The 22,886-nt window shown below is 64.7% G+C and carries 20 protein-coding genes, 1 tRNA gene and 1 rRNA gene; 12 read left to right on the top strand and 10 right to left on the bottom strand.

Features of this window, described 5'->3' with window-relative positions:
* Positions 1-39: 39 nt before the first annotated feature.
* A complete protein-coding gene (gene rpoB / locus NET02_RS15900; protein WP_284058416.1) occupies positions 40-3,522 on the bottom strand; it encodes a DNA-directed RNA polymerase subunit beta in 3,483 nt (1,160 codons plus the stop codon).
* A gap of 340 nt (positions 3,523-3,862) precedes the next feature.
* Between rpoB and NET02_RS15895 the strand changes: the two genes are divergently transcribed.
* A tRNA-Arg gene (locus tag NET02_RS15895) sits at positions 3,863-3,938 on the top strand.
* Positions 3,939-4,001: 63 nt separating this feature from the next.
* On the opposite strand, the gene NET02_RS15890 is transcribed toward NET02_RS15895, so the two are convergent.
* A complete protein-coding gene (locus NET02_RS15890) occupies positions 4,002-4,280 on the bottom strand; it encodes a hypothetical protein (protein WP_284058415.1) in 279 nt (92 codons plus the stop codon).
* Between the two features lie 400 nt (positions 4,281-4,680).
* Between NET02_RS15890 and NET02_RS15885 the strand changes: the two genes are divergently transcribed.
* The 10 genes from NET02_RS15885 (at position 4,681) to NET02_RS15840 (ending at position 12,807) form a co-directional block, all read left to right on the top strand.
* Positions 4,681-5,283 (top strand): bactofilin family protein, encoded by a 603-nt coding sequence (locus tag NET02_RS15885; RefSeq protein WP_284058414.1) that lies wholly within the window; start codon positions 4,681-4,683, stop codon positions 5,281-5,283.
* 56 nt (positions 5,284-5,339) lie between these two features.
* On the top strand, positions 5,340-5,828 hold the full coding sequence (locus tag NET02_RS15880) for a bactofilin family protein (RefSeq protein ID WP_284058413.1): 489 nt from the start codon (positions 5,340-5,342) through the stop codon (positions 5,826-5,828).
* 154 nt (positions 5,829-5,982) lie between these two features.
* Entirely contained in the window at positions 5,983-6,915 is a 933-nt protein-coding gene (locus NET02_RS15875; protein ID WP_284058412.1) for an SH3 domain-containing protein, read from the top strand.
* Positions 6,916-7,085: 170 nt separating this feature from the next.
* Positions 7,086-7,958 carry a 30S ribosomal protein S2 gene (gene rpsB / locus NET02_RS15870; protein WP_284058411.1) on the top strand — a complete coding sequence of 291 codons (873 nt, stop codon included), beginning with the start codon at positions 7,086-7,088 and terminating at the stop codon, positions 7,956-7,958.
* A gap of 80 nt (positions 7,959-8,038) precedes the next feature.
* Entirely contained in the window at positions 8,039-8,581 is a 543-nt protein-coding gene (gene tsf, locus NET02_RS15865; RefSeq protein ID WP_284058410.1) for a translation elongation factor Ts, read from the top strand.
* A gap of 19 nt (positions 8,582-8,600) precedes the next feature.
* Positions 8,601-9,332 (top strand): UMP kinase, encoded by a 732-nt coding sequence (gene pyrH, locus NET02_RS15860; RefSeq protein ID WP_284058409.1) that lies wholly within the window; start codon positions 8,601-8,603, stop codon positions 9,330-9,332.
* Positions 9,333-9,380: 48 nt separating this feature from the next.
* Positions 9,381-9,938, top strand: a complete 558-nt coding sequence (gene frr / locus NET02_RS15855) for a ribosome recycling factor (RefSeq protein ID WP_284058408.1) — start codon at positions 9,381-9,383, stop codon at positions 9,936-9,938.
* Between the two features lie 91 nt (positions 9,939-10,029).
* A complete protein-coding gene (uppS, locus tag NET02_RS15850) occupies positions 10,030-10,740 on the top strand; it encodes an undecaprenyl pyrophosphate synthase (RefSeq protein WP_284058407.1) in 711 nt (236 codons plus the stop codon).
* Positions 10,700-11,626, top strand: a complete 927-nt coding sequence (locus NET02_RS15845) for a phosphatidate cytidylyltransferase (protein ID WP_284058406.1) — start codon at positions 10,700-10,702, stop codon at positions 11,624-11,626. The genes uppS and NET02_RS15845 overlap by 41 nt, the downstream gene beginning before the upstream one ends.
* The gene (locus NET02_RS15840) at positions 11,623-12,807 is read left to right on the top strand and encodes a 1-deoxy-D-xylulose-5-phosphate reductoisomerase (protein ID WP_284058405.1); all 1,185 of its coding nucleotides are present in this window, start codon (positions 11,623-11,625) and stop codon (positions 12,805-12,807) included. The genes NET02_RS15845 and NET02_RS15840 overlap by 4 nt, the downstream gene beginning before the upstream one ends.
* On the opposite strand, the gene NET02_RS15835 is transcribed toward NET02_RS15840, so the two are convergent.
* Together NET02_RS15835 and NET02_RS16615 are read right to left on the bottom strand one after the other, a co-directional pair.
* On the bottom strand, positions 12,784-13,278 hold the full coding sequence (locus tag NET02_RS15835; protein WP_284058404.1) for a ComF family protein: 495 nt from the start codon (positions 13,276-13,278) through the stop codon (positions 12,784-12,786). The two genes, NET02_RS15840 and NET02_RS15835, sit on opposite strands and share 24 nt — an antisense overlap.
* A 227-nt stretch (positions 13,279-13,505) precedes the next feature.
* Entirely contained in the window at positions 13,506-13,910 is a 405-nt protein-coding gene (locus NET02_RS16615) for a DUF192 domain-containing protein (protein WP_347711060.1), read from the bottom strand.
* A 378-nt stretch (positions 13,911-14,288) separates the two neighbouring features.
* On the opposite strand from NET02_RS16615, the gene NET02_RS15830 reads away from it, so the two are divergent.
* Entirely contained in the window at positions 14,289-16,532 is a 2,244-nt protein-coding gene (locus tag NET02_RS15830; protein ID WP_347711059.1) for a copper resistance protein CopC, read from the top strand.
* Here NET02_RS15830 and NET02_RS15825 read toward each other — a convergent pair.
* The 6 genes from NET02_RS15825 to rrf all read right to left on the bottom strand — a co-directional run bounded on the left by NET02_RS15825 (position 16,529) and on the right by rrf (position 22,762).
* Positions 16,529-17,452, bottom strand: a complete 924-nt coding sequence (locus NET02_RS15825; protein ID WP_284058402.1) for a type II secretion system F family protein — start codon at positions 17,450-17,452, stop codon at positions 16,529-16,531. The two genes, NET02_RS15830 and NET02_RS15825, sit on opposite strands and share 4 nt — an antisense overlap.
* Positions 17,453-17,473: 21 nt before the next feature.
* Complete coding sequence (locus tag NET02_RS15820) at positions 17,474-18,457, bottom strand: type II secretion system F family protein (RefSeq protein WP_284058401.1); 984 nt, start codon at positions 18,455-18,457, stop codon at positions 17,474-17,476.
* 22 nt (positions 18,458-18,479) lie between these two features.
* Positions 18,480-19,964, bottom strand: a complete 1,485-nt coding sequence (locus NET02_RS15815; RefSeq protein ID WP_347711058.1) for a TadA family conjugal transfer-associated ATPase — start codon at positions 19,962-19,964, stop codon at positions 18,480-18,482.
* 166 nt (positions 19,965-20,130) lie between these two features.
* Positions 20,131-21,396, bottom strand: coding sequence for a CpaE/TadZ family protein (locus NET02_RS15810; protein WP_284058399.1), 1,266 nt, complete (start codon positions 21,394-21,396; stop codon positions 20,131-20,133).
* Complete coding sequence (cpaB, locus tag NET02_RS15805; RefSeq protein ID WP_284058398.1) at positions 21,393-22,403, bottom strand: Flp pilus assembly protein CpaB; 1,011 nt, start codon at positions 22,401-22,403, stop codon at positions 21,393-21,395. The genes NET02_RS15810 and cpaB overlap by 4 nt, the downstream gene beginning before the upstream one ends.
* Positions 22,404-22,643: 240 nt before the next feature.
* A 5S ribosomal RNA gene (gene rrf, locus NET02_RS15800) occupies positions 22,644-22,762 on the bottom strand.
* Positions 22,763-22,886: the final 124 nt, after the last annotated feature.

Here is a 22,886-nt window from a genome sequence, read left to right as displayed (position 1 = left end):
GCGCCTTCCTCACCGGTTTGGAACGCTCGCGTATCGCCCTCAGTCTTCCGTGCGCTCGAAGCCGCTCAGATTGATCCGATCCAGGTGCGACAGGATCTCCCGCGAGGTGTCCTCGGCAAATTCGATCGGCTCCTCGTCCTCGTTGATCACCTCGACAGAGAGACCCAGGCTGCGCAACTCCTTGACCAGCACCTTGAACGACTCCGGCACGCCAGCCTCGACAATCGGCTCACCCTTGACGATTGCCTCGTAGGTCTTGACCCGGCCCACGACATCGTCCGACTTGACGGTCAGCATCTCTTGCAGGGTATGGGCCGCGCCATAAGCCTCGAGTGCCCACACCTCCATCTCACCGAAGCGCTGCCCGCCGAACTGCGCCTTCCCGCCCAGAGGCTGCTGGGTAACCAGCGAGTACGGGCCAGTCGAGCGCGCGTGGATCTTGTCCTCCACGAGGTGGACCAGCTTCATCATATAGATGTAGCCGACGGTCACCGGGCGATCGAACTTCTCGCCAGTGCGCCCATCGTACAGCTCGACCTTGCCATCGAGCGGCAGGCCAGCCTTCGCCAGGAGCGAGCGAACCTCCTCCTCCTTCGCCCCGTCGAACACCGGGCTGGCGATCTTGATTCCCAGCTCGTGGGCCGCCCAGCCCAGATGAGTCTCCAGGATCTGCCCCAGATTCATACGCGACGGCACACCGATCGGGTTCAGAATGATGTCGACTGGCGTCCCATCGGGCAGATACGGCATGTCCTCGATCGGCACGATCCGCGAGACGACCCCCTTGTTGCCATGCCGCCCAGCCATCTTGTCGCCCTCGGAGATCTTCCGCTTTTGGGCGATCAGCACGCGCACCATCTCGTTCACGCCCGCCGGCAGCTCGTACTCGTTCGCCTCGTCCCGCCGGAAGCGCTTCACATCGATGACGATCCCGTGCACGCCGTGCGGCACGCGCAAGCTGGTGTCCTTCACCTCGCGCGACTTCTCGCCGAAGATCGCGCGCAGCAGCCGTTCCTCGGCCGACAATTCCGTTTCGCCCCGCGGCGTGACCTTGCCCACGAGGATGTCGTTGGGGCGGACTTCGGCGCCGATCCGGATGATCCCATCAGCGTCGAGGTCGCGCAGGCTGTCTTCACCAACGTTGGGGATATCACGCGTGATCTCTTCCGGGCCGAGCTTAGTGTCGCGCGCCTCCACTTCGTACTTCTCGATATGGATCGAGGTGAAGACATCCTCGCGCACCAGGCGCTCGCTGATGAGCACCGCGTCCTCGAAGTTCCCGCCTTCCCAGGACATGAACGCAACGAGCACGTTCTGCCCGAGCGCCAGCTCACCGTTCTCGGTACTGGAGCTGTCGGCGATAATGTCGCCCGCCTCCACTCGCTGGCCCTTGTGCACGATCGGCCGCTGGTTGATGCAGGTGTCCTGGTTCGAGCGAACGAACTTCCGCAGGTTGTAAACCCGCTCGTTGCCGTCGTCCTCACGGATCACGATGCGCCGGGCCGTCACGGAGGTCACGATGCCCCCAGCCTGGGCCACGACCACCTGCCCAGAGTCCCGCGCGGCCTGGTACTCCACGCCAGTTCCGACGATCGGCGCCCGCGGTCTGAGGAGCGGCACCGCCTGCCGCTGCATATTCGCGCCCATCAGTGCCCGGTTCGCGTCGTCGTGCTCCAGGAACGGGATCAGCGACGCGGCTACCGAGACGACCTGCTTGGGCGAAACGTCCATGAAGTCGATCCGCTCCGGGCTCTCGAGTACGAACTGCCCAGCTCGTCGCGCCTCGATCCGCGTCTCGGCGAACCGCATCCCCTCGTCCAGCGGCGTATTCGCCTGGGCGATGGTGAAGTGTTCTTCCTGGTCCGCCGTCAGGTATTCGATCTCGTCGCTGACGAAGGGTACGATCGGTACCTGGCTGACGCCCGCATCGAGGAGGCGCCGCCGCGCCGGCTCATCGATGACCGTGCCGGCCGGTACGATGACATCCCCGCTCGCCGGATCGGTCACGTCCAGACGCGTGACCTGACCGAGCAAGGCGTCGGCCTGGGCCGGCAGCTCCAAGACGCGGTAGACCCGCCGGTAGGGCGTGGTGATGAACCCGTACTCGTTCACGCGCGCGTACGTCGCCAGCGAGCCGATCAGACCGATGTTCGGCCCTTCCGGCGTCTCGATCGGGCAAATGCGCCCGTAGTGCGAGTCGTGCACGTCCCGGACATCGAAGCCGGCCCGCTCGCGGTTGAGCCCACCCGGACCCAGGGCAGAGAGGCGCCGCTTGTGGGTCAACTCAGCCAGGGGGTTCGTCTGATCCATAAATTGCGAGAGCTGGCTCCCGCCGAAGAACTCGCGAATGGCCGCGCGCACCGGCCGGGTGCTGCTGATGAGCCCGTTGGGCGTTACCGTCTCGATGTCCTGAATCGTCATCCGCTCGCGAATGCCGCGCTCGAGCCGCTGCAGGCCAGTGCGCAGATGCATCTGGATCAGCTCGCCGACCGTCCGGACCCGGCGGTTGCCCAAATGGTCGATGTCGTCGGCGTGATCGAGGCCACGGTTGACCCTGATCATCGTCTTGACGAGCGCGACGAGATCCTCGGGCGTCAACACCCGGGTCGCCGGGTCAGCGTTCACGCCGAGCCGCTTGTTCAGCTTATAGCGGCCGACCTTCGCCAGATCATAGGTCCGTGGATTGAAGAAGAGCCGGTCGATCAGCGAGGCCGCATTCTCCCGGGTCGGCGGATCGCCCGGCCGGAGGTTCCGGTAGAGCTCCATCTGCGCATCTTCGACCGACTTGGTCTTGTCCCGCTCGATGGTGGCGGCAATGTAGCGATGGTCGGGGTCGGTGTCGACGTCGGCGAAGAGCTCGTAGAGATCCTCGTCTCGGCCGTAGCCGACGGCCCGGAGCAACACCGTGACCGGCAGCTTCCGCTTGCGATCGACCTTCACGAAGAGCGCGTCACGATTCGAAGTCTCGAACTCGAGCCAGGCGCCACGGCTGGGGATCAGCTTTGCGGTGCAGAGCTGGCGCCCGGTAGCCGGATCGTCGACGAGTTCGAAATACGCCCCCGGAGAGCGTACGAGCTGCGAGACCACGACCCGCTCCGCCCCGTTGATGACGAAGGTGCCGGTCTCGGTCATCATCGGGAAGTCGTCGACGTAGACGTCGCTCTCCTTGACCTCACCGGTATCGCGGATGACCAGCCGAACGCGGAAATAGAGCGGAGCCGCATAGGTCATGTCCCGATCGCGGCAGAGCTCCACCGAGTACCGGGGCGGTTCGAACCAGTGCTTGAGGAAGTGCAGCTCGAGCTTACCGTTGTAGTCGATAACCGGCGAGATTTCCTCGAGTAGCTCGCGCATGCCCTCGGTCTTGAACCACTCGAAGGAGCGAAGCTGCAACTCGATCAGGTTCGGCATCTCGAGCACAGTGGGAATGCGGGAGAAGGAGACGCGGTCGATCCCGAGGTTCGACCGAACCTGGCGGGACCCCACCGCCGAGGCACGTGTGCCGCTCGTCGTCACGGCCATGCACCGCTCCTTTACTGACTAACGAGAGACCAAGCGCCGCGCCAAAGTGCCACCTTGGCCGGACTGTGCTTAGGAGGCCAACTCATCCCATCCTGGGGGATCGTTGTCGAGTATGCCCCAGCCACCGCGCTGGGGACGAGAAACAGCAAAGCGCGCCAGGAGGCACAGGGTTTCGAACCCGAGCCTCTGGCGTGTCAGACGCTGAGCCTGCAATCGTAGAGGCATCCGCATGCGTGAGCGCCACCCCTCAGCAAAAGCCCAGTATACCTTACCCGCCGGTCCTCGTCAACCTTGCGGGCGAGAAAAGAGGCATGCTATAGTTGCTGAGCAAAGCCACGACGCGCCCGTAGCTCAGAGGATAGAGCGTTTGCCTCCGGAGCAAAAGGTCGCAGGTTCGAATCCTGCCGGGCGCACCACGCTCGCGCGAGGGGCCGGCTGAGCCGGTCCCTCATCTTTCGAACCACCAGCCGCTATCTCGGCTACCGGTACAGCTTGTGCGAGTCTTCAACTTCCCACTCGGAGCGAATCAACTCCCGGCGCCGCGCCCGGAGCCGTAGTAGACGAGCCCAGAACAGCGCTGGCCCCCAGAGCAGAACTGCGCCAGCGACGAACCACAGCACGTGGTTCGCCAGCAAGAACTGGACGGTCTCCCATCTCGAGGAGTAGATCACGATCAGCAGGACCGTCCAGAGCTTGAAGGCAACCAGGATCCCGATGAACCAGATGGCGATCTGCCGGATCTTCTGACCCTCGTCCATGGCACCAGTGTACCCCAGCGCACAGCTCCTGCCTACCGGACTGGGCTACCGGCAGAGCCTTCCTTCGCTCGCGCCCCACCCGGCGTTCCGAGATCCTGGCAAGTCGCGAGCTGATCCTCCCGGGCAGCAGTGTACGTACAGTCTACATCCGAAGCGAGCTAGGTGATAATGCACCTGTCGCAGGCACGTGCGGGAGGGGTACAATCGCCGGTATAGGATCGAGGTGGGCCGGTTTCGAGCCGCCGTTGCCTCGGGCAACGTCCGGGGAAGGGGGATCCTGAGCACGAGCAAGCCGCGCTAGACCCGCAATGGCCGTATCCTTCAGCCTCTTGAGCCTGGGGCTGGCAGATCGGCAGGCGGCAACCGGCCAGGGCAGGGACTAGGCGACAGGAGGTGGGGCATGATCTTTCGCCGGGAAAACCGTGGCGAGTCATTCCATCGCCAGCTCTCGAGCTTGCGGCAGCAGCTCGAGGAGTCCGAGCCGGAGTCTACCGCTCCGGTACCGGTCGAGGAGAATACGGAGACCTCGTTCTCGCTCGATCTCCCCAGCGAATCACCCTTCGCTCCGGCACGCACAGCGAGCAGCCGAACTACCCCGTCAGAACCCGAGCTGCCGAGCTCACGGACCGGCCGTGTACCGGCCTCAGCCGATAGCTATGTGACTATCCTCTCAGCGCATGCCCATTGGGAGGGCACATTGCGGAGCGAGGGATCGGTGACGATCCAGGGCCGACTTGAAGGGCAAGTTCATGCGACCAAAGACGTCACCATAGACGAGGGGGCAGAAGTCCAAGCCGAGATCTTCGCACAGAACGTGCTCATTCACGGCACGGTACGTGGCCGGGTAGAGGCTCACGGGCGGCTGGAAATCTTTCCCACTGGCAAGGTCATCGGTGATGTCAAGGCTCCCTCGCTGGTGGTTCACGAGGGGGCCAAGCTCTCCGGCCAGCTTCGCATGGAACGCGGTAGCGAGCCGGTACGCCCGGGTGCCACGACACAGTAGCTCAGCGTCTTCAGGTCGGATCGTTCTCGCCGGGCAGAAACGCGAGAGGAGTGCGCATGAGCTACGAATCGCCCGCTGTGGCCCGTATGAGCTCACAAACCACTGCACCAGAGAGTCTGAGCCTGATCGATCGATATAGTTCGGTCGACGGGACGTTCACAACGACACGGGACGTACGGATCGAGGGTGAACTTCGGGGGACCCTGCGCTGTGACGGGTATGTCCACGTCGCCGAGGGCGCCGTCGTCGAGGCAACCGTGGAAGCGGCGAATATTACCGTCGCAGGACAACTCCGGGGTTCGATCGCTTGCCGAGGGAAACTCACGATCCTCAATACCGGCCAGGTACAGGGCACGATCACGACTCAGCTCCTGGTCGTCAACGAGGGCGGACGCTGCGAAGGCGAGCTCCAGATGGACGCCGGCGACGGTGCGACCCAATCGATGCTCGCCTCGGCTGTTCGCGCTCCGTCGCGCCGTTCCGGTCGTCAGGGGGGAGATGACCGGAGCAACGAGGAGAAGGCGTCGCCGCTTCCCGGTGACTGAGTGCCGGCCGGGAAGGTGAGGGAGCGTCGCAGTTATCGCAAGGTGTGCTCTATAATCGCTTCCTCAGGCACCCGATGCGGCCCTGCATACGCAGTAACGGAGGGAGCTGGGCGCTGCTCGCCCCGCCATACCAGGCACGATCACAGGGGTGGACATGACCGAGCGGAAGTGTGGGACGTGCAAGTACTACGAGCCGGCCCCCATCTGGCGAAAAGGATGGTGCCGGAACCCGCTCCTCTATGCCCCACACCAGAGCCATCTCGTCGGCGAGGACGACCTGGACTGCGACCGCGGGATGGGCAACTATTGGGAGCCGGCCGACGAGCTCACCGGGGCGCCGGTAACCGAAACGCAAGAAGCGCTCGCCCACAGCGCCCCGACGATGCGACACAAGCTTGTGATTCCGCTGCAACCGATCGGCGACGCTCAGCAACGGACCGCGAGAGAGCGAGGAGGGCGCATGGACCAGTACACCGGACCGGGCGGATCTCGGGATACCGAGCCCGAGGACGAGTACCAGCCCGTTCCACCGTTTACGAGCCGGCCTTCAGGATCAGGCCCGTTCGGGAGCGAACGGCAATTTACCTACCAGACCGACGAGCGGTACTGGACAGACTATATCCGGATCGCGGCGCCAGTGCTCGGCGTCATTCTCATACTCGGTCTCGCCTGGTTTTGGATCAGCAACTTGCTGGGCGACCGGTCCGCAAACCAGCCCACACCCGAGACTGGGAGCCTCCCGACCGTGATCACCGGGCCGACCGCCACGCCTGCGACTACCCCGTCCGGTCCGATCATCGTCACGACGGTCTCACCCGGTACGACCACTCAGACCCCGCAGCCCAGTGGAACAATCGGCCCTGGCGCCACCGTCATCGTGGCGAATACCGATGGGGCAGGAGTCAATCTGCGCGCAGCTCCCAGCACCACGGCTGAGATCGTCCAGACCTTACCCGAAGGCACCGAGCTCACGGTAGTGGGCGAGTCGGTCTCTGCCGAAGGGTACGTCTGGTGGCCGGTCGAATCGGGTGACCTTTCCGGGTACGTCGTCGCCGACTACTTGCAGCCCGCGACGGCAACCCCCTAAATCTCGTTCGCCGGGCGCTAAGGCCATTGGCATGCTATACTGAGCTATGCCGGCTCGTGGCCGGCAAGTTAGCACGTGCTTGGACTGCGCAGGGTGTGCCGCTATCCGCGGTCTTCGCGCAGGATGAAGGGCACGGGTGTTGAACACCAACCAGTCGAAAGGATCGTGCTATGGCGTCGATCGCCGAACACCAAACGGAGCAACTGCCGCTGAAGGCTCTGCTGGAGGCTGGGGTGCACTTCGGGCACCAGACGAAGCGCTGGAACCCCAAGATGCGCCCCTATATCTTCGGCGAGCGGCATGGTATCCATATCATCGACCTTCGCCAGACTCTGCGACTCCTCCAGGAGGCCGAGGAATTCGCCCGCGAGCTGGCTTCGCGCGGCGGGATCGTCGTCTTCGTCGGCACGAAGAAGCAGGCTCAGGAGACCATCCGCAGCGAAGCCGAGCGGTGTGGCATGTACTCGGTAACCGAGCGATGGCTGGGTGGCACGCTAACCAACTTCGTGACCATCCGCCAGCGCCTCCGCTATCTGGTCCAGCTCGAGCAAGAGGTGACCACCCCAGTGTTCCAGAACTTGCCCAAGAAGGAGCAGATGCGCAAGATCCGGGAGCTGGACAAGCTCCAGCGAGTGCTCGGCGGACTGCGCGGGCTCAATCGGCTCCCGGACGCGCTCTATATCGTCGATCCGAAGCGTGAGTCTATTGCCGTCAGCGAGGCGCAGCGACTCGGGATCACCACCATCGCCATGGTGGATACGAATTGCGACCCAGATCTGATCGACTACGTGATCCCGGCCAATGACGACGCCATCCGCTCGATCCGGCTTGTTACCTCGCGGATCGCCGATGCGATCATCGCCGGCCGCACGCAATTCGAGTCGACGATGGCCGAGGAGGCGCTGGCGCCTGAGGAGGGCGCAGTCCCTGAATACGAGTTGTACGACGAAGAGTACGTCGGGATTCAAGAGGAGTTCGACGAGGAGATCGAAGAGGAAGTCGAGGAAGAGCGCGACGCCAGGGTTCCCAAGCATTCCTTCTAAATCGAGGATTCGGGCTCGGCCGGCAGCTCACTGCCGGCCAGATCGTGCTCAGGGCCACAGGTTGAGCGGGAGGGAAGCACGTGAGCGTAACGGCACAGATGGTTAAGGAGCTCCGCGAGCGAACCGGCGCCGGTGTCATGGACGCCAAGCGCGCGCTCGAAGCTGCTAACGGCGACATGGAACGGGCAGCCTCGCTGTTGCGGGAGCAGGGTCTCGCCCGTGCGGAGAAGAAGGCCGGACGAGCAACGTCGCAAGGATTAGTCGACGCCTACATCCACGGCGCAGGTCGAATCGGATCGCTTATCGAGGTGAACTGCGAGACCGACTTTGTTGCCCGGACACAGGAGTTCCGGGATCTCGTGCACGATCTGGCAATGCAGGTAGCCGCAACCGCACCACGCTACGTTTCGGCCGACGAGATCCCGGCGGACGAACTGGAAGCCGGCGCGCAGGAAGCGGGGAGCCAGGAGAAGTACATCGAGCGAGTCGTCCTGCTGGCCCAACCCTTCATTAAGGACCCGTCACGCAGAGTGGAAGAGATCGTCAAGGAGGCTATCGCCCGGCTCGGAGAAAATATCCGCGTGCGGCGCTTCGCTCGCTTCGAGCTCGGCGTCGATGAGTAAACCTGGTGGACTCCAGCCGATGAGTGGCTGCAACGCGCACCGCCGTATCTATCACCGAGTGCTGCTCAAGGTGTCGGGTGAGGCTCTGATGGGCAGCGCGGGGTACGGTATCGATCCAGAGGTGGTGCACAACGTCGCTGCCGAGATCGCCCGGGTGGCCGCGCGTGGGCTGCAGATCGCGATTGTGGTCGGCGGCGGTAACATCTGGCGTGGACTCGCCGCGAGTGCCCGAGGGATGGATCGCGCGACCGCCGACTACATGGGTATGCTCGCCACAATCATTAACGCGCTCGCCCTGCAGGACGCGCTGGAGCACCTGGGCATGCAAACGAGAGTCCAGACGGCAATCGAGATGCACCAGGTAGCCGAACCGTATATCCGCCGGCGCGCTATTCGTCATATGGAGAAGGGCCGCATCGTCATTCTGGCCGGTGGTACCGGCAACCCCTACTTCACCACCGACACTGCGGCGGCCCTGCGCGCTGTCGAACTAGGCGCCGACGTCCTGCTCATGGGGAAGAACAACGTCGATGGCGTCTACGATGACGATCCCCGGCTCAACCCACAAGCCCAGCGATACCGGGTCATCACGCACCAGGAGGCTCTGGAGCGCAATCTTCGGGTGATGGATCAATCGGCCCTGGCGCTTTGCCGCGAAAACGATCTCCCGGTGATCGTGTTCGACCTGCTGAAGCCGGGTAACATCGAGAAGGTCGCGCTCGGCCAGGAGGTCGGCACCCTCGTGTGCTAGCGTTCTGAACAAGTCTGGCGACGTGCGCTGGGCGGGAGGAGAGCAGCCATGCTGGAGAACATCTTCGACAATGCCGAACAGCGGATGAAGAAGAGTCTCGAGCTGCTCCGGCACGAACTCGCCGGCATCCGCGCCGGACGAGCTTCGCCTGGTTTGATCGAGCACCTCGAAGTGAACTACTACGGCACTCCCATGCCGCTGAACCAGCTTGCGACCATCAGCGCTCCCGAACCGCGCATGCTGGTCGTGCAGGCATGGGATCGGAACGCCGTGAGCGCGATCGAGAAGGCACTCCGCACCTCAGATCTCGGACTCAACCCTTCGACCGACGGGCAGCTCATCCGCATTTCGCTTCCCCCGCTCACCGAGGAACGTCGCAAGTCGCTCGTCAAGCTCGTTCGGGAGCACGTTGAGGAGACGAAAGTCGCCATCCGGAACGTGCGGCGGGATGCACTCAGCGATCTCAAAGATCTCCTGCGGAACAAGCAGATCGGCGAGGACGACGAGCGGCGTGCCGAGGAGCGGCTGCAGGAGCTGACCAATCGCTATATCGTCGAAGCTGAGAAGATCGGGAAGCAGAAGGAGCATGACATCCTCGAGGTCTAACATGTCACCCGACATGCTTCCTCAACAGCCGAACTCGCCACCGGGTGCAGCGCCAGCGGTTCTCGAGCAGCCGGCGAGCAGTCGCCGCCCTGTGCCGCGACACGTCGCCATCATCATGGATGGCAACGGGCGCTGGGCCACCCGGCGCGGCCTACCGCGCATTGCGGGGCACCAAGCCGGAACGGAGAATATCCGGCGTATCACCTACAAGGCAGCAGAACTTGGCATTCAGTACCTCACGCTGTGGGCCTTCTCCACCGAGAACTGGCGCCGGCCGCGCGAAGAGGTCGAGGGCATTTTGCAGATCCTCAGCGAGGCGATCGTGCGCGAGACGGGCGAGTTGCACCGGAACGGGGCGCAACTGCGCCATATCGGAAGCCTCGAGGGGCTGGACCCGGAGCTACAGCGGCAGATCCGAGACGCGATCGAGCTGACCAAGAAGAACGATCGCATCGTCCTGACGATCGCCTTCAACTACGGTGGCCGGGCCGAGCTGATCCAGGCGATCCGCCGCATGATCGAGGATCGCATCCCGCCTGAACAGGTCACCGAGGAGCTCGTCGACTCATACCTCTACACCGCCGGTATGCCGGAGCCCGACCTGATCATCCGGACCTCCGGCGAGCTCCGTACCAGCAACTTCCTGCTCTGGCAGGCTGCCTACGCCGAGTACTACTTCACACCGACGCTCTGGCCCGACTTCACCCCGGAGGAGCTCGAGCAGGCGATCACCGACTACCAGCAGCGGGAGCGACGCTTCGGTGGCCTCTGCGCCTCGCCACCGTCTGACTCAGACCGTTGACCCGCCGGCACCCGTGCTGCGGCGTCGATCAGCCAGCGCCGTCATCGTCGTCCTGGTCGCGGTGGTACCTGCTCTCCTGGGCGGCTGGCCCTTCGTCACTCTGCTGGTCACTATCGGCTTGATCGGGATCAGAGAGCTAGCACACGCATTCCGACGGGCCGGCCACAGCGTCGACTACCGCCTGAGTGGCGCGCTGTTCCTGGTGACCCTGCTCAGTATCACTCTCCGGCGCACGCCCGTCGAGATCTTGCTGGCGGTCAGCGTCGCCGTCATGCTCCCCCTCGTGTGGTCGCTCACGAGCGCTCGCCACCAGGAGGCGCTTGCCAGCGCTGCGTTGACGAGTCTCGCAGTGCTCTACCTTGCGCTGCCTTTGGGGGCCGCCGGCGTGATGCGCGGATTGGAGGGCGCATCGTCGCGGGGATGGCTTCAGCGCATCGCCGAGTACCTGAACTCGGCGGACACCGGGTTGGGTCTCGCCTGGTTTCTCTGGGGCCTGAGCGTGACATGGCTAACGGACGCTGTTGCGTACCTCTTCGGCGCTCGCTTCGGACATACCAAGCTCGTGCCGCACCTCAGCCCAGGTAAGACCAGAGCCGGAGCACTGGCCGGTCTCCTGGCCGGCTCGGTGACTGGATGCCTCGGCGCGGCGGTTTTCGGCGTGCCACTGCCGTTCTGGCTCGCGTTGTTGGCAGGCCTCGTCGTCAGCCTGACAGCCCAGGTCGGTGACCTCGCCGAGTCGTTGATGAAGCGCGCCGCCGGTCTCAAGGATATGGGACACCTCATCCCTGGACACGGCGGCGTAGTTGACCGAATCGACGCGCTCCTCTTCTCCCTCCCCCTCACGCTCGCACTTGCTACACTGGTCGAGGAGGTTCACTGGCTATGAAGACGCGCCTGGCTGTGCTGGGCTCGACCGGTTCGATCGGCCGGCAGACGCTGGAGGTCGTGGACGCCTATCCCGACCACTTCGACGTGGTCGCGCTCGCCGCCGGCCACAACATTGTCCTGCTCCAGCAGCAGATCGACCGCTACCGGCCGCAGATCGTTTCGGTCGCTCGAGACGAGGATCGCGCGCTGGTTCAGGCTCGAACCGTCCTTGCCGGTGAGGACGGCTTGATCGCCGCCGCAACCGCCCCAGAGGTCGACCTCGTGGTGGTTGCGACTTCGGGACACCAGGCGATTCGCCCCACGCTCGCCGCGATCGCCGCCGGCAAGACCATCGCCCTGGCGAACAAGGAGACCGTCGTGTGTGCCGGGGAACTGATCGTGGCCGAAGCTCGACGCCGCGGGGTGCAGATCCGGCCCATCGACAGCGAGCACAGTGGGATCTGGCAATGCCTGTCCGTTCCCCACCGGCGCGAAGAGCTGGCCCGAGTGACGCTCACCGCCTCGGGCGGACCCTTTCGCGACACGCCGCTCTCGCGCCTCGAACAGGTCACGGCAGCCGAAGCACTCGCTCATCCCGTCTGGAAGATGGGGAGCAAGATCACCGTCGACTCCGCTACCTTGATGAATAAGGGACTCGAGGTTATCGAGGCCCACTGGCTCTTCGACCTGCCCTTCGAGCAGATCGACGTTCTCATCCACCCGCAGAGCATCGTCCACGCGCTGGTCACGTTCCGCGACGGCAGCGTGCTGGCCCAGCTCGCCTGCCCCGATATGCGCCTGCCGATCCAGTACGCGCTGGTCTACCCGGAGCGGCTTCCAGCCGCCTGCCAGCCACTCGATCTGGGAGCAGTCAGCAGGCTGGAGTTCGCGCCACCCGATCTCGAGCGATTCCCCGCCCTGCAGCTCGCGCGGGAGGCCGGGCAGGCCGGGAGCACGTACCCCACCGTGCTCAGCAGCGCCGACGAAGTCGCTGTGGCTGCTTTCCTCAGAGGAGAGCTGCGATTCACCGATATCGCGCGCGTCGTCCGCGACGTGCTCGAGCGGCACCAGGCCCCAGGAGGCCCACTAACCCTGGAACACATCGCCGAGGCCGATGGCTGGGCACGCGCGGAGGCGCGGCGTCGCATCCAGCAGGCACGCTTCGTCGGGGGAGCATCACGGCTCCCGCGCCAGCGCTAGGCCGATCGTACCAGCCGCGCCCGCCATCGAAAGCGCGCGGGCAGCCTCACCTAGTGTCGCGCCTGTCGTCACGACGTCGTCGACCACGAGCACGAGCTGGCCGTCTAGCGACGGACCGAACCAGCCGAAGGCGCCGTCGATGTTGCGCTGCCGCGCTTCGCGCCCTAGTCCCACCTGCGGCGGGGTGGGGCGAACTCGTGCCAGTTGTTTGACCATCGGCAAGCCGAGAAGCTCGACGACCCCGGCAGCCAGTAGCTCGGACTGGTTGAACCCGCGCTGGCGGAGTCGCGAGGGATGGAGCGGGATCGGGACAACGAGATCGACCGGCCGCATGACCTCCGCAAGGTCGTCCCGGACGAAGGCCGCCAGACGCCGGCCGAGGTCGCGACCTCGCGCGTGTTCCCCCCGGTACTTCACCCGGTGCAGCGCAGCACGAACTGGCCCTTCGAACAGGAAGGGCGCGCGGACCATCAGCAGTTCTGGAGGCCAGGTCGCGCATCGCCTGCAGCGCGACACCGGCTCCGCAGCCGGGGCGTCGCACCGGGCGCAGCGTGGGACAGTGTCACGACGAACGCGCGCGGCGCACTCAGCGCAGAACCACGCGCCCCGGCGACCACAGCCCCCGCAAACCGGTGGGAGCAGCAAAGTCTCCAGTACAGTGAGAGTCCGCTCCAACCAGGTTTGAGCAGGTTGCCTGCTCATGAGCCTGATTCCGGCCTGTTCGCCGCCGTAGCGGGTTGGCAGCACAGCCGATCTCCTACAGCGACGCCGGTCCGCCTCGCCGTCCCAGGAGCGAGCTCGACCACGTACGCCGCCCCAGTGAACAGGGGACCGATTCGCCACGGCCGCATCGCATGGTCCACCCGGCGTACGATGTGGTCTGGACCGACGTAGAGCACATCGATTGGGCAGCGCATGAAGAACGTATGGATCGAGGAGCACGGATCCAGCAACAGGCCCTCTCCCGGCTGCAGCCCGGAGCGGCCCATCAGGCCCAGGAAGCGCTGCGCGACGGACCTGGCCACGCGTACGCGCTCGGCGATCACGACGCCGCGTGTCTGATCGATGAGGCGGATCTCCTTTGGCCAGGCTCTTCGACCCATGCCCGCATCGGCCTCACGCTCTTGCCGGCACTGAGCGATCCGTTAGCGCTCTTAGGGCGTAGCCTACCACGAAATGCGCCAACGGCATCGAGTATCTCGCCTGTTCTCCGGACAAACGAAACAAGCCTCTATGCGCCCTTCGTCCTCCTCAGTTCCCGGCGCGCGAGCAGTCATCGGCTTGCTATCCTCACGATAGTGCAGCGTGCGCTCGGTTACCGGGTTGCGGGCACGCGCGTATGACTATGAGGACTGGGACGAGCTGCCAGAAAAGTGACGAGCCGTCCCCGGCGCGCGATTGGCTATCCTCGTAGCGGGCGCCAGGTGGAACCAGTCGAGGCTGAGAATGCATCTGCTCGATGCGTTAGGTTGCCACGAACTATGAGACGCAGAGAGAAGGCGATGCTATGGCTGGTGCGCTGCGTCATTGCGCTCCTCGCGCTGGCGGCCGTACCTCGGGCCGTTCTGGCTCACGCAGCGGTAGTCGAGACCGAGCCCGGGTTCGAAGAGATTGTTCCCCAGCCTCCGTCCGAGGTGCGCGTTCGGTTTTCGGAGCTTGTCAGACTAGGAGCCGGCGCCGTGGCCGTGATCTCGCCGAGCGGCCGCCGGGTCGACCAGGGCGCCGCCGAGGCCGACGAGCGAGATCCGACCATCATTCGAGTCAGCATCCAGGCGAGCGAGACCGGCACGTATCGGGTCGTGTGGCGAGTCCTCTCCCTCGATGCTCACGTCATTGCCGGCAGTTACACCTTCAGCGTCGGTTCCCCCTCGGCGCCGCCGCCTGAGACAGGAGTGGCCAGTATCGCTGCCTGGTACTGGCAAGCCCTCGCCCGCTGGATCCACTTGATCGCGCTCTGCTTGGCCGGTGGGCCGCTCGTTGTCGTGCTGCTCCACCGGCACGCGCCGCCGGTCCAGGTCGAGCGCCTGCTCTGGTCCATCGCTCGTCGCGGTGCCTTGCTCGGCTTGGCCGGCACAATCCTGTTCCTCCTGGTCCAGGCACTCGCGCTCAGCGGCAGCTCGGCGGCAGCACTCGATCCGGCGGTGCTACGCTTCATTCTCAGTGGGACAGTAGGATGGCTCTCAGTCATCCGATTACTGCTCTTCGGTATCGTCTATTTCGGGTGCTCGTACCTCCAACTGCGGCAAACTCGGACGCGTGCCGTACCGCTGCTGAGCGCGCTGGTGCTAGTCGCGCTCATCGTGATTACCAGCCTGACCGGCCACCCTGCCACGACTCCGCCGGTGCCCCTCTCAGTCGCAGTTGATGCGCTCCACTTGTTCGCCACCGTCGTCTGGCTCGGTGGACTTCTGGTTCTCGTGCCCCTCCTGGCCAGGGTACAACAGCCGGACGTGAACGGTGCGATCTCCGGCCTGCTGCGCCGGGTGCTGCCGCGCTACGCGATCGGCGCGATGGCTTCCTTCGATATCCTCTTGCTCACCGGTGCCTACCAGCTTTGGATGAACCTCGAGCGCCCGGCCCAGCTTGTGGATACTGGTTACGGGCGGGCACTGTTGATCAAAGGGGCCTTCATCGCGGGGTTGGTTGCGCTGGGCGCCGCCAGTGCCTGGTCGCTACGCGGAACCTGGCTGGCTCCAGAATCGAACGATGGTGGCGTCGCCCGCGGCCGGCGCTTCGCCACGGTCGAGGCAGCCATTGCCGTCTTGCTCCTGGCGAGCGTGGGAGCTCTCACGGCGCTGCCCCCGCCGAAGTCATTCACATCGTTCCTCAGCACGACTCCAAGCGTCCCCGAAGTAACGCTCGCCCACAACGCCGGGCCATTCCTGGCGACGCTCACGCTTGCGCCTGCCCAGCCGGGTACGAACCAGGTCACGGTCCTCCTCCAGGACCCGGGCGGTCGCGATGTCGAGGATGCGGACGTCAGTGTCGTAGTGCAGCCGGTACCCCAGGCCGGATCGACCCCCTACCCTGTCCGGTTGAAGCGATCCTCCACTGTCTTTCGGGGCCAGATCGTCCTGCCGACCAGCGGCCGCTGGTCGATCGACCTCCTCGTGAGGCACGCCACCCTGAGCGAGGAGCAGCGGGCGAGATTCGAGTTGGCCGTGCCAGTCCCGGGGGCTCGAGTGATTCTCGAGCGCGCCGACGCAGCCATGAACCGGCTGGACTCGCTCATCGAGTACAACGAGCTCACGAGCGGTGGCCCCGTCGTGCGGACCATCTCTGAATACCGCGCGCCGGATCGCCTTCGCTACGTGGTCGAAACGCCTGGGCGTGAATCGACCACGACCATCGCGGTACACGACAGGCGGTACGACCGCGTCGGAAACGGCCCATGGACAGTCAGTCCCTGGCCTGGCTCCCAACCCTTCCGCTGGCCCGACTACCGCTTCGCCGAGGGAGCGCGGGATGTGCTGCTGCTCGGGACGGAGTCGATCGACGGAGTCGACTGCTACGTCGTGTCGTTCCTCGATCCTCGCTCAGGTGCTCGATATCGCATGTGGATAGGAACCAGCGACTACCTGATCCGGCGTTACGAAATGATGGCGATCGGCCACTACATGGTCACGCGCTTCCACTCGTTCAATGACCCGTCGATCCAGATCGACGCGCCGGACGTAGCGGCCGCGCCCGGGCGCGGGCGATATCGAGCCGATGTGTCGAGCTAGCGGAAGGCCTCGAAAATTCTGGGGATGGCCGGCCCGAGAATGACGATGTAGAGCGCGGGGAAAATCAAGAAGATCATCGGAAAGAGCATCTTGATCGGAGCCTTGTGGGCCTGCTCTTCCGCTCGCTGGCGGCGGCGCTGTCGCATCTGGTGCGACTGCACGCGCAGCACCTGCGTGATGCTGACACCCAGTTGATCGGCCTGGATGAGCGACGAGATGAAGACGCTCAAGTCGTCCACGTTGACGCGCTCGGCCAGCTCCCGCATCGCCTGTCGCCGGGAAACTCCCATGCGCGTCTCGGAGAGCATGCGACCGAACTCGCGCGTCAGCGCGTTGTCCCACTTCTCGACCACGCGGGTGAGCGCCTGATCGAAGCCCAGGCCGGCCTCGACGCTGATCGAGAGAAGATCGATCGCGTCCGGGAGCGCCCGGGTGATCTCCTTCTTTCGGGCGGCGATCCGGCGGCTCAGCCAGAGATTCGGCAGCATGAACCCGATGGCGCCCGTGAGGATTGGAAACCCGAGCTTCATGAGCGGACTCACGCTGGCTGGCAGAAAGAGGATCAGGAAGAGCCCGCCCAGCAGCAGAGCCGCCAGCATGCGAATACCGACGAAGGTTGTGGCGCGAAGGTTCCCGGGTGAGCCCGCCTCGATGAGCCGTTGCTGCAATCGCTGGAGGTTGGCCTGCGGCGTGAACCGGCCTGCGACCGAGGCCAGCCGCTCTAGCATCGGCAAGATCACACGCTCTCGAAATGGCTGCTGCAGCTCGAGTTCTTCGAGCGTTGGCACACGATGGCCGAACTGCGCGAGCCGCTCTTCGATGACCACATCTCTCCGAGCTCGGCGCACGCCGACTACGACCAGGAGCGCGCTGGCCAGCGTCAGGGCGATCGTCATGAGGGCCATCAAGCTCGAACTCATCTGACCGTTCCTACCGTCACGCTAGACCTCGATCGCCACGATGCGCCGCATGACGATGAACCCGATCACCATACAGATGACCGCCACGATCGGCATGCAGATCCAGGGCCACGTGAACAGCGTCGACATATAGTCCGGATTCAGCACGAAGAGGACGGCAGCGAGGCCGATCGGGAGTGCCGAGATGATGTAGCCGGACAAACTCTGCTGCGCGGTCAAGACGCGGATTTCGCCCTTGATCCGCACGCGCTCTCGAATGGTCTCCCCGATCACGTCGAGAATCTGGGCCAGATTGCCACCGACCTCGTGCTGGATGTTGATCGCGGTCACCAGGAGATCGAGATCCTCGCTCGGAATGCGGCGTAACAAGTGAGTAAGCGCCTCTTGTGTCGGGATACCGAATCCGATCTCCCGTACCACCCGGCGGAACTCCTCCCGCATGGGGGAAGGAGCTTCCCGGGCCACCATCTCCATCGTCTGGAGCAAGCTGTAGCCGGCGCGCAGCGAATTGGCCATCAGCGTAATCGTGTCGCCCAACTGATTGACGAAGGCGTTCATCCGTCGCCGCGCGCGGATCAGGACGTACCAGTGCGGGATGAACCAGCCGATCACCGCGCAGAGTACCCCGACGAAGATCCCGAGCAGTGGCCGGCTAGGACCACGGCCTATGACGAAGCCCACCAGGAACCCACCGAAGGTGCTGCCCAGCCGGAGCAACAAGAACTCGCCGACGGTCAGCCGCAGGTCGGCTCGGGCCAGATTCGTCCGGATGATCTCGCTGAACGTGCGACCTCGGACCGCGCGGTCGATCCGCTGAGCGACGACGTTCGGGCCGCGTGCCGACGCGAACTCTTCGGAGGCGTGCTCGCGCGCCGCGAAGTACTCCAATCGTTCTTCCAACTCCGGGCTGGCCGGGCGCTCGCGCAGTCCTACCAGCCCGGCCACCACCAGCGCGATCGCCGCCGCCAGCATCAGCAGAGAGACGGACAGAAATGCTGAATCCACAGGTCAGCCCCCTGCGAGTGCCCTAGAACGCCCGCGTGAACGACGCGCCGAAGATCGAGGGCGGCAGGTAAATGTTGGCCGCCTCGAACTTCTCCACGAACTTCGGCCGCACACCGGTCGGCTTGATCCGCCCGATGACTCGCCCGTTCTCGATCCCGGTCTGCTCGAACGTGAACACGTCTTGCATGACGATGACGTCGCCTTCCATTCCCTGAACCTCGGCGATGGCGACGATCCGCCGCGAACCGTCCTTCAAGCGCGCAGTGTGGATGATCAGGTCGAGCGCCGAGGCGATCTGCTCGCGGATCGCCCGCACCGGCAAGTCCATGCCGGCCATCAGCACCATCGTCTCCAGACGGTGCAGCGTGTCGCGCGGGCTGTTCGAGTGAACGGTCGTCATCGAGCCTTCGTGGCCGGTGTTCATCGCCTGGAGCATATCCAGCGCCTCCCCGCCACGGCACTCACCGACGACGATTCGATCCGGCCGCATCCGCAAGGCGTTGATCACCAGATCACGAATCGTGACCTCGCCACGCCCTTCGATGTTGGGTGGCCGTGACTCCAGCGTGACTACATGCTCCTGTCGAAGCTGCAGCTCAGCCGCGTTCTCGATCGTGACGATGCGCTCATCGGCTGGGATGAACGAGGAGAGCACGTTGAGCAAGGTCGTCTTCCCGGAACCCGTCCCACCAGAGACCACGATGTTGAGCCGGGCCTCGACGCACGCCTTCAGGAAGTTCGCAATCTCCGGCGTCATCGTGCCGAAGCGGATCAGGTCCTCGACCGTCAGCGGGTCGCGGGCGAATTTTCGGATCGTCAGACACGGCCCAACCAGCGAGATCGGCGGAATGACGGCGTTTATTCGCGAGCCATCCGGCAAGCGGGCATCCACCATCGGCGAACTCTCGTCGATGCGTCGCCCGAGCGGGGAGACGATCCGGTCGATGACCCGCATCACGTGATCGTCGTCCTCGAATGTGATGTCGGTCTTCTCGATCTTGCCGTTCCGCTCGATGTACACCTGCTTCGGCCCGTTGACCATGATCTCTGTAATCGTATCGTCCTTGAGCAGTGGCTCGATCGGCCCGTAGCCGAGGATCTCGGCCGCGATGGCCTCGAAGAGGCGCATCCGATCGAGCCGGCTCAGCACGATGCTCTCGGCTTCGAGGACGGCAGCGAACGTCTCCTCGACCGTGCGGCGAACCTCGTCCGGATTGCTGAAGTCCATTCGGGGATCGAGCTCCGCGATCAACCGGTTTTGGATGCGATTCTTGAGGTCGATGAACGAGTCGCTCGCCTGTGTGGCAACGCCTGACCCGCTCAAGCCAGGTCGCTTGAGCGTCGAACTGAGATCACCTCCGCCCGGCCGGCCCGATGTGCTGGATGTGCCCGGCGAGGAGGGGCGGAGTCGCGACGTAGACGGCGTGAGCGGACCAGTCTCAGACGAGGCAGGTGACGAGCCAGCCTGTCCATCAGCGGGAGTACCTAGGCGTCGAAGCAATGACATATGTTGCCCTCCACTGCCTCATCAGCCCCGGCCAAACCCGCGCAGCAATTGCCGCCGCGAGGTTCGCCTGCGGGCATTACCGGTCACCCAATCCCTGGTTCGCCACTGGCCGCAGTTCGCTTCCTCCCTAGTATACGATACGGTCGAGCACGACAAAAAGCCTCGTTCACGCCGGGCGCCGGCCCAGCCGCAGACGTGAGATCAACCCGCTCCGGCGCGGCTCTTGGGGCTGCGGCGCCGCAGCCGGTGCCTCCTGATCCGCGACGACGCCGGCCAGTCGTGAGATCTCGGCGCTGATGCGATGATCGGCGTGCACTTCGATGAATGGCGTCCCCTCGTTGATGCTACGCAGGACCGGAGCCGGGTCATCAGCGATCCGCGCCACCAGCTCCTGCTTCAAGTTCTCCTCGATATCGGCAATCGGGATACCGGAGTAGGAGTTGACCCGATTGAGGACGAGCATGAGTCGCTTGTCGCTATAACCCAAGAGTTCGGCCACCTCCAGGAACTGGCGGGCATCCTTGATGGCCGTCATCTCCATCGTGAGGACATACAGCAGATAGTCAGCGCTGTCCATCACGGCGAGCATCAGCTCGTCGAAGCCCGGGCGGGTGTCGATGACGATGAAGTCGGCCATGTGCCGGAGATGGCGTATCGCTGTCTGAAAGTGGTCTGCCGTGACCATCTCTGCCTCTTGCGGCATCGAGGGCGCCAGCAGGAGCTGGACTCCGCTGGAGTGCGTGGTCAGGATCTCCTCCAGCACTTCCTGGTCGAGCGACGAGCCGAGCTGAGCGACATCGGTCCAGGTCTTGGCTTTCGTCACGTTCATGACGACAGCGACGTCACCGAACGCCATGTCGGTGTCGACGAGCACGACTCGCTTGCCGGTCCGCTGGCGCAGCGCGATGGCGAGGTTCGTCGCGAGAAAGGTGCGTCCTACTCCGCCCTTCGTCCCGAGGACCGCGATGACGTTGCCGTCGCGATCCGGTCGACCGGCTTCGACGACGGGCGCGCCCGGTACCGGAGTCATTGCAACCATCTGTACTGGCCTGGCAAGCTGGGCAACCCGGCGAACCGCTTCGATCAATTCCTCGAAGCGGAACGGCTTTACCAGGAACTCGCGCGCTCCGGCCAGCATGGCCTGGCGTAACAGTTCGGGATCGCTCTGGACGGAGAGCATGATGACGGCGGAGCCAGGCGCCTGCGCAGTGATCGCCAGCGTCGCCTGGACACCATCCATGTCTGGGAGCGTCATGTCCATCAGGACGACGGTTGGCTGCAGCCTGACAGCGAGCTCCACGCCCTCCTGGCCGCGCGAGGCCTTGCCGACGACCTGGATATCAGGCTCGAAGCGCAGGAGGCGCTCGATGTTGTCCCGGCTCTCCGGGACATCGTCGACGATCAAGACCCGAATAGGCGAGCCACCCGTCACTGTGGTCCTCCCGGCAGGCGGACAGTAGCAGGCACCGGCAGGCCGTACTGGCTCACGAGCCGGTCATAGGTTATGCCAGAGGTAGTAGCCGGCTCCTGGTCGCTGCGTGACCGCAGCACCACCTGGTAACGAGCCTGCTGATCCAGCATAAACGTTATCATCTCCGCCTGCTGCGGGTCGACTTCGATGATCAGGAGATCAACAGCCGGCAAGGTGGATGCAGCCTGCTCTGCGGTGTCGGGTGCCGGCGTGGGGGTTGCCTCGCCCGTTTCCGCACTCGTCTGTGCCGGCGCTGCACCCTCGGCCGCGGGCGTGACGGGCTCGCTCCCGGCAATCACCTGGAGCACCCGGATATTCTGGAGAACGAGCTTCGTGACCGGATTTCCACCACCCTCATCGGTGACGATGAAGCGCGAGCCCGGCTCGCCTGGGAAAGGATACGTCGGCCCTGCTGGAGGCTGTCCATACGGCGGGAGCTGCAGGTTCTCTTGCTGCGCGTATCCCTGCGTGGCATCGACGACCTCGAGCGGCTCGCTTGGCACCACGCGCGTCAGGTTGACCCGCACCGAGTAGATGATGTCGATCGTGTCGTTCGGCTGGATCAGCCCGCCGAGCGCGCTGACCCGGTCGACTGGCAGCGCAACCGCCCGCTTGCCGGGTTGAACCACGTTGCCCAGGCTCGGCGCGACAAGGTTGGCCATGAGTACGCGCTGGCCTTCGACCAGGGGGCCACTCGTCACGAGGCCGACAACCTGGTCGGCTCGCTGTGCCGTCCCTGGGGCAACTTCCTCCTGCGGCACCTCGGTGACAGTGATATCGGCGGTGGTGATCACCGTGTTGGCCGGGACATCCCGCGCGGCGACGACGACGGGTACCCTCATCTCATCTGGAGCTGGTGTCTCTGCGGCCTCACGGTTCGGGCGACTGAGCGCCACGATACCGAGCAGAACTGCGACCACTGCGAGTACGACACCGAGAAGGATAAAAACCCGTCCCCCACGCAGCATCCTTGCCCCCGCTCTGGTGCCTCCGGTCCTACCCGGACAAGCACGCTGTGATCCGTCCATGGCCGTACCGTAGGCAGTGTATTGGGACCGAGGGGGAATCTCAATAGTACGAAGGTACACATCAGGCGCGAGCAGACAACTGGGGCATGAAAGAGCGCCCCAGGGGGATGNCCCGACGAGCTGCCGCTGCTCCACCCCGCGACGATGAGAGGAAGCGAGCGAGTGCCGGTCTCTCGGGCAGGCGCGCAGCGGCCTCGCCTCCCGCGCGGTCCCCCGCGCAGTACTCTCCGGCGCTGGCGTCGGGCACGACCCGGTTCGGGATGGGACGGGGTGGTTCGACGCCGCTCTCGGCCACGCGCCCGCCGGAGAGACCAGCAGAGAGTGAGAGTGGGACTCGGAGAACGCACGGCGCTCAGACAGCGCCAGTGGTGGACCGGCCAGGTAGCCGGATGACTCCCCTCGACCATGAGCACGGCTCGGCTC

The organism is Thermalbibacter longus, assembly GCF_023806485.1.
Classification (GTDB): domain Bacteria; phylum Chloroflexota; class Chloroflexia; order Thermomicrobiales; family Thermomicrobiaceae; genus Thermalbibacter; species Thermalbibacter longus.
The sequence above is the reverse complement of the archived record's forward strand: the minus strand, read 5'-3'. Positions and strand labels throughout refer to the sequence as shown.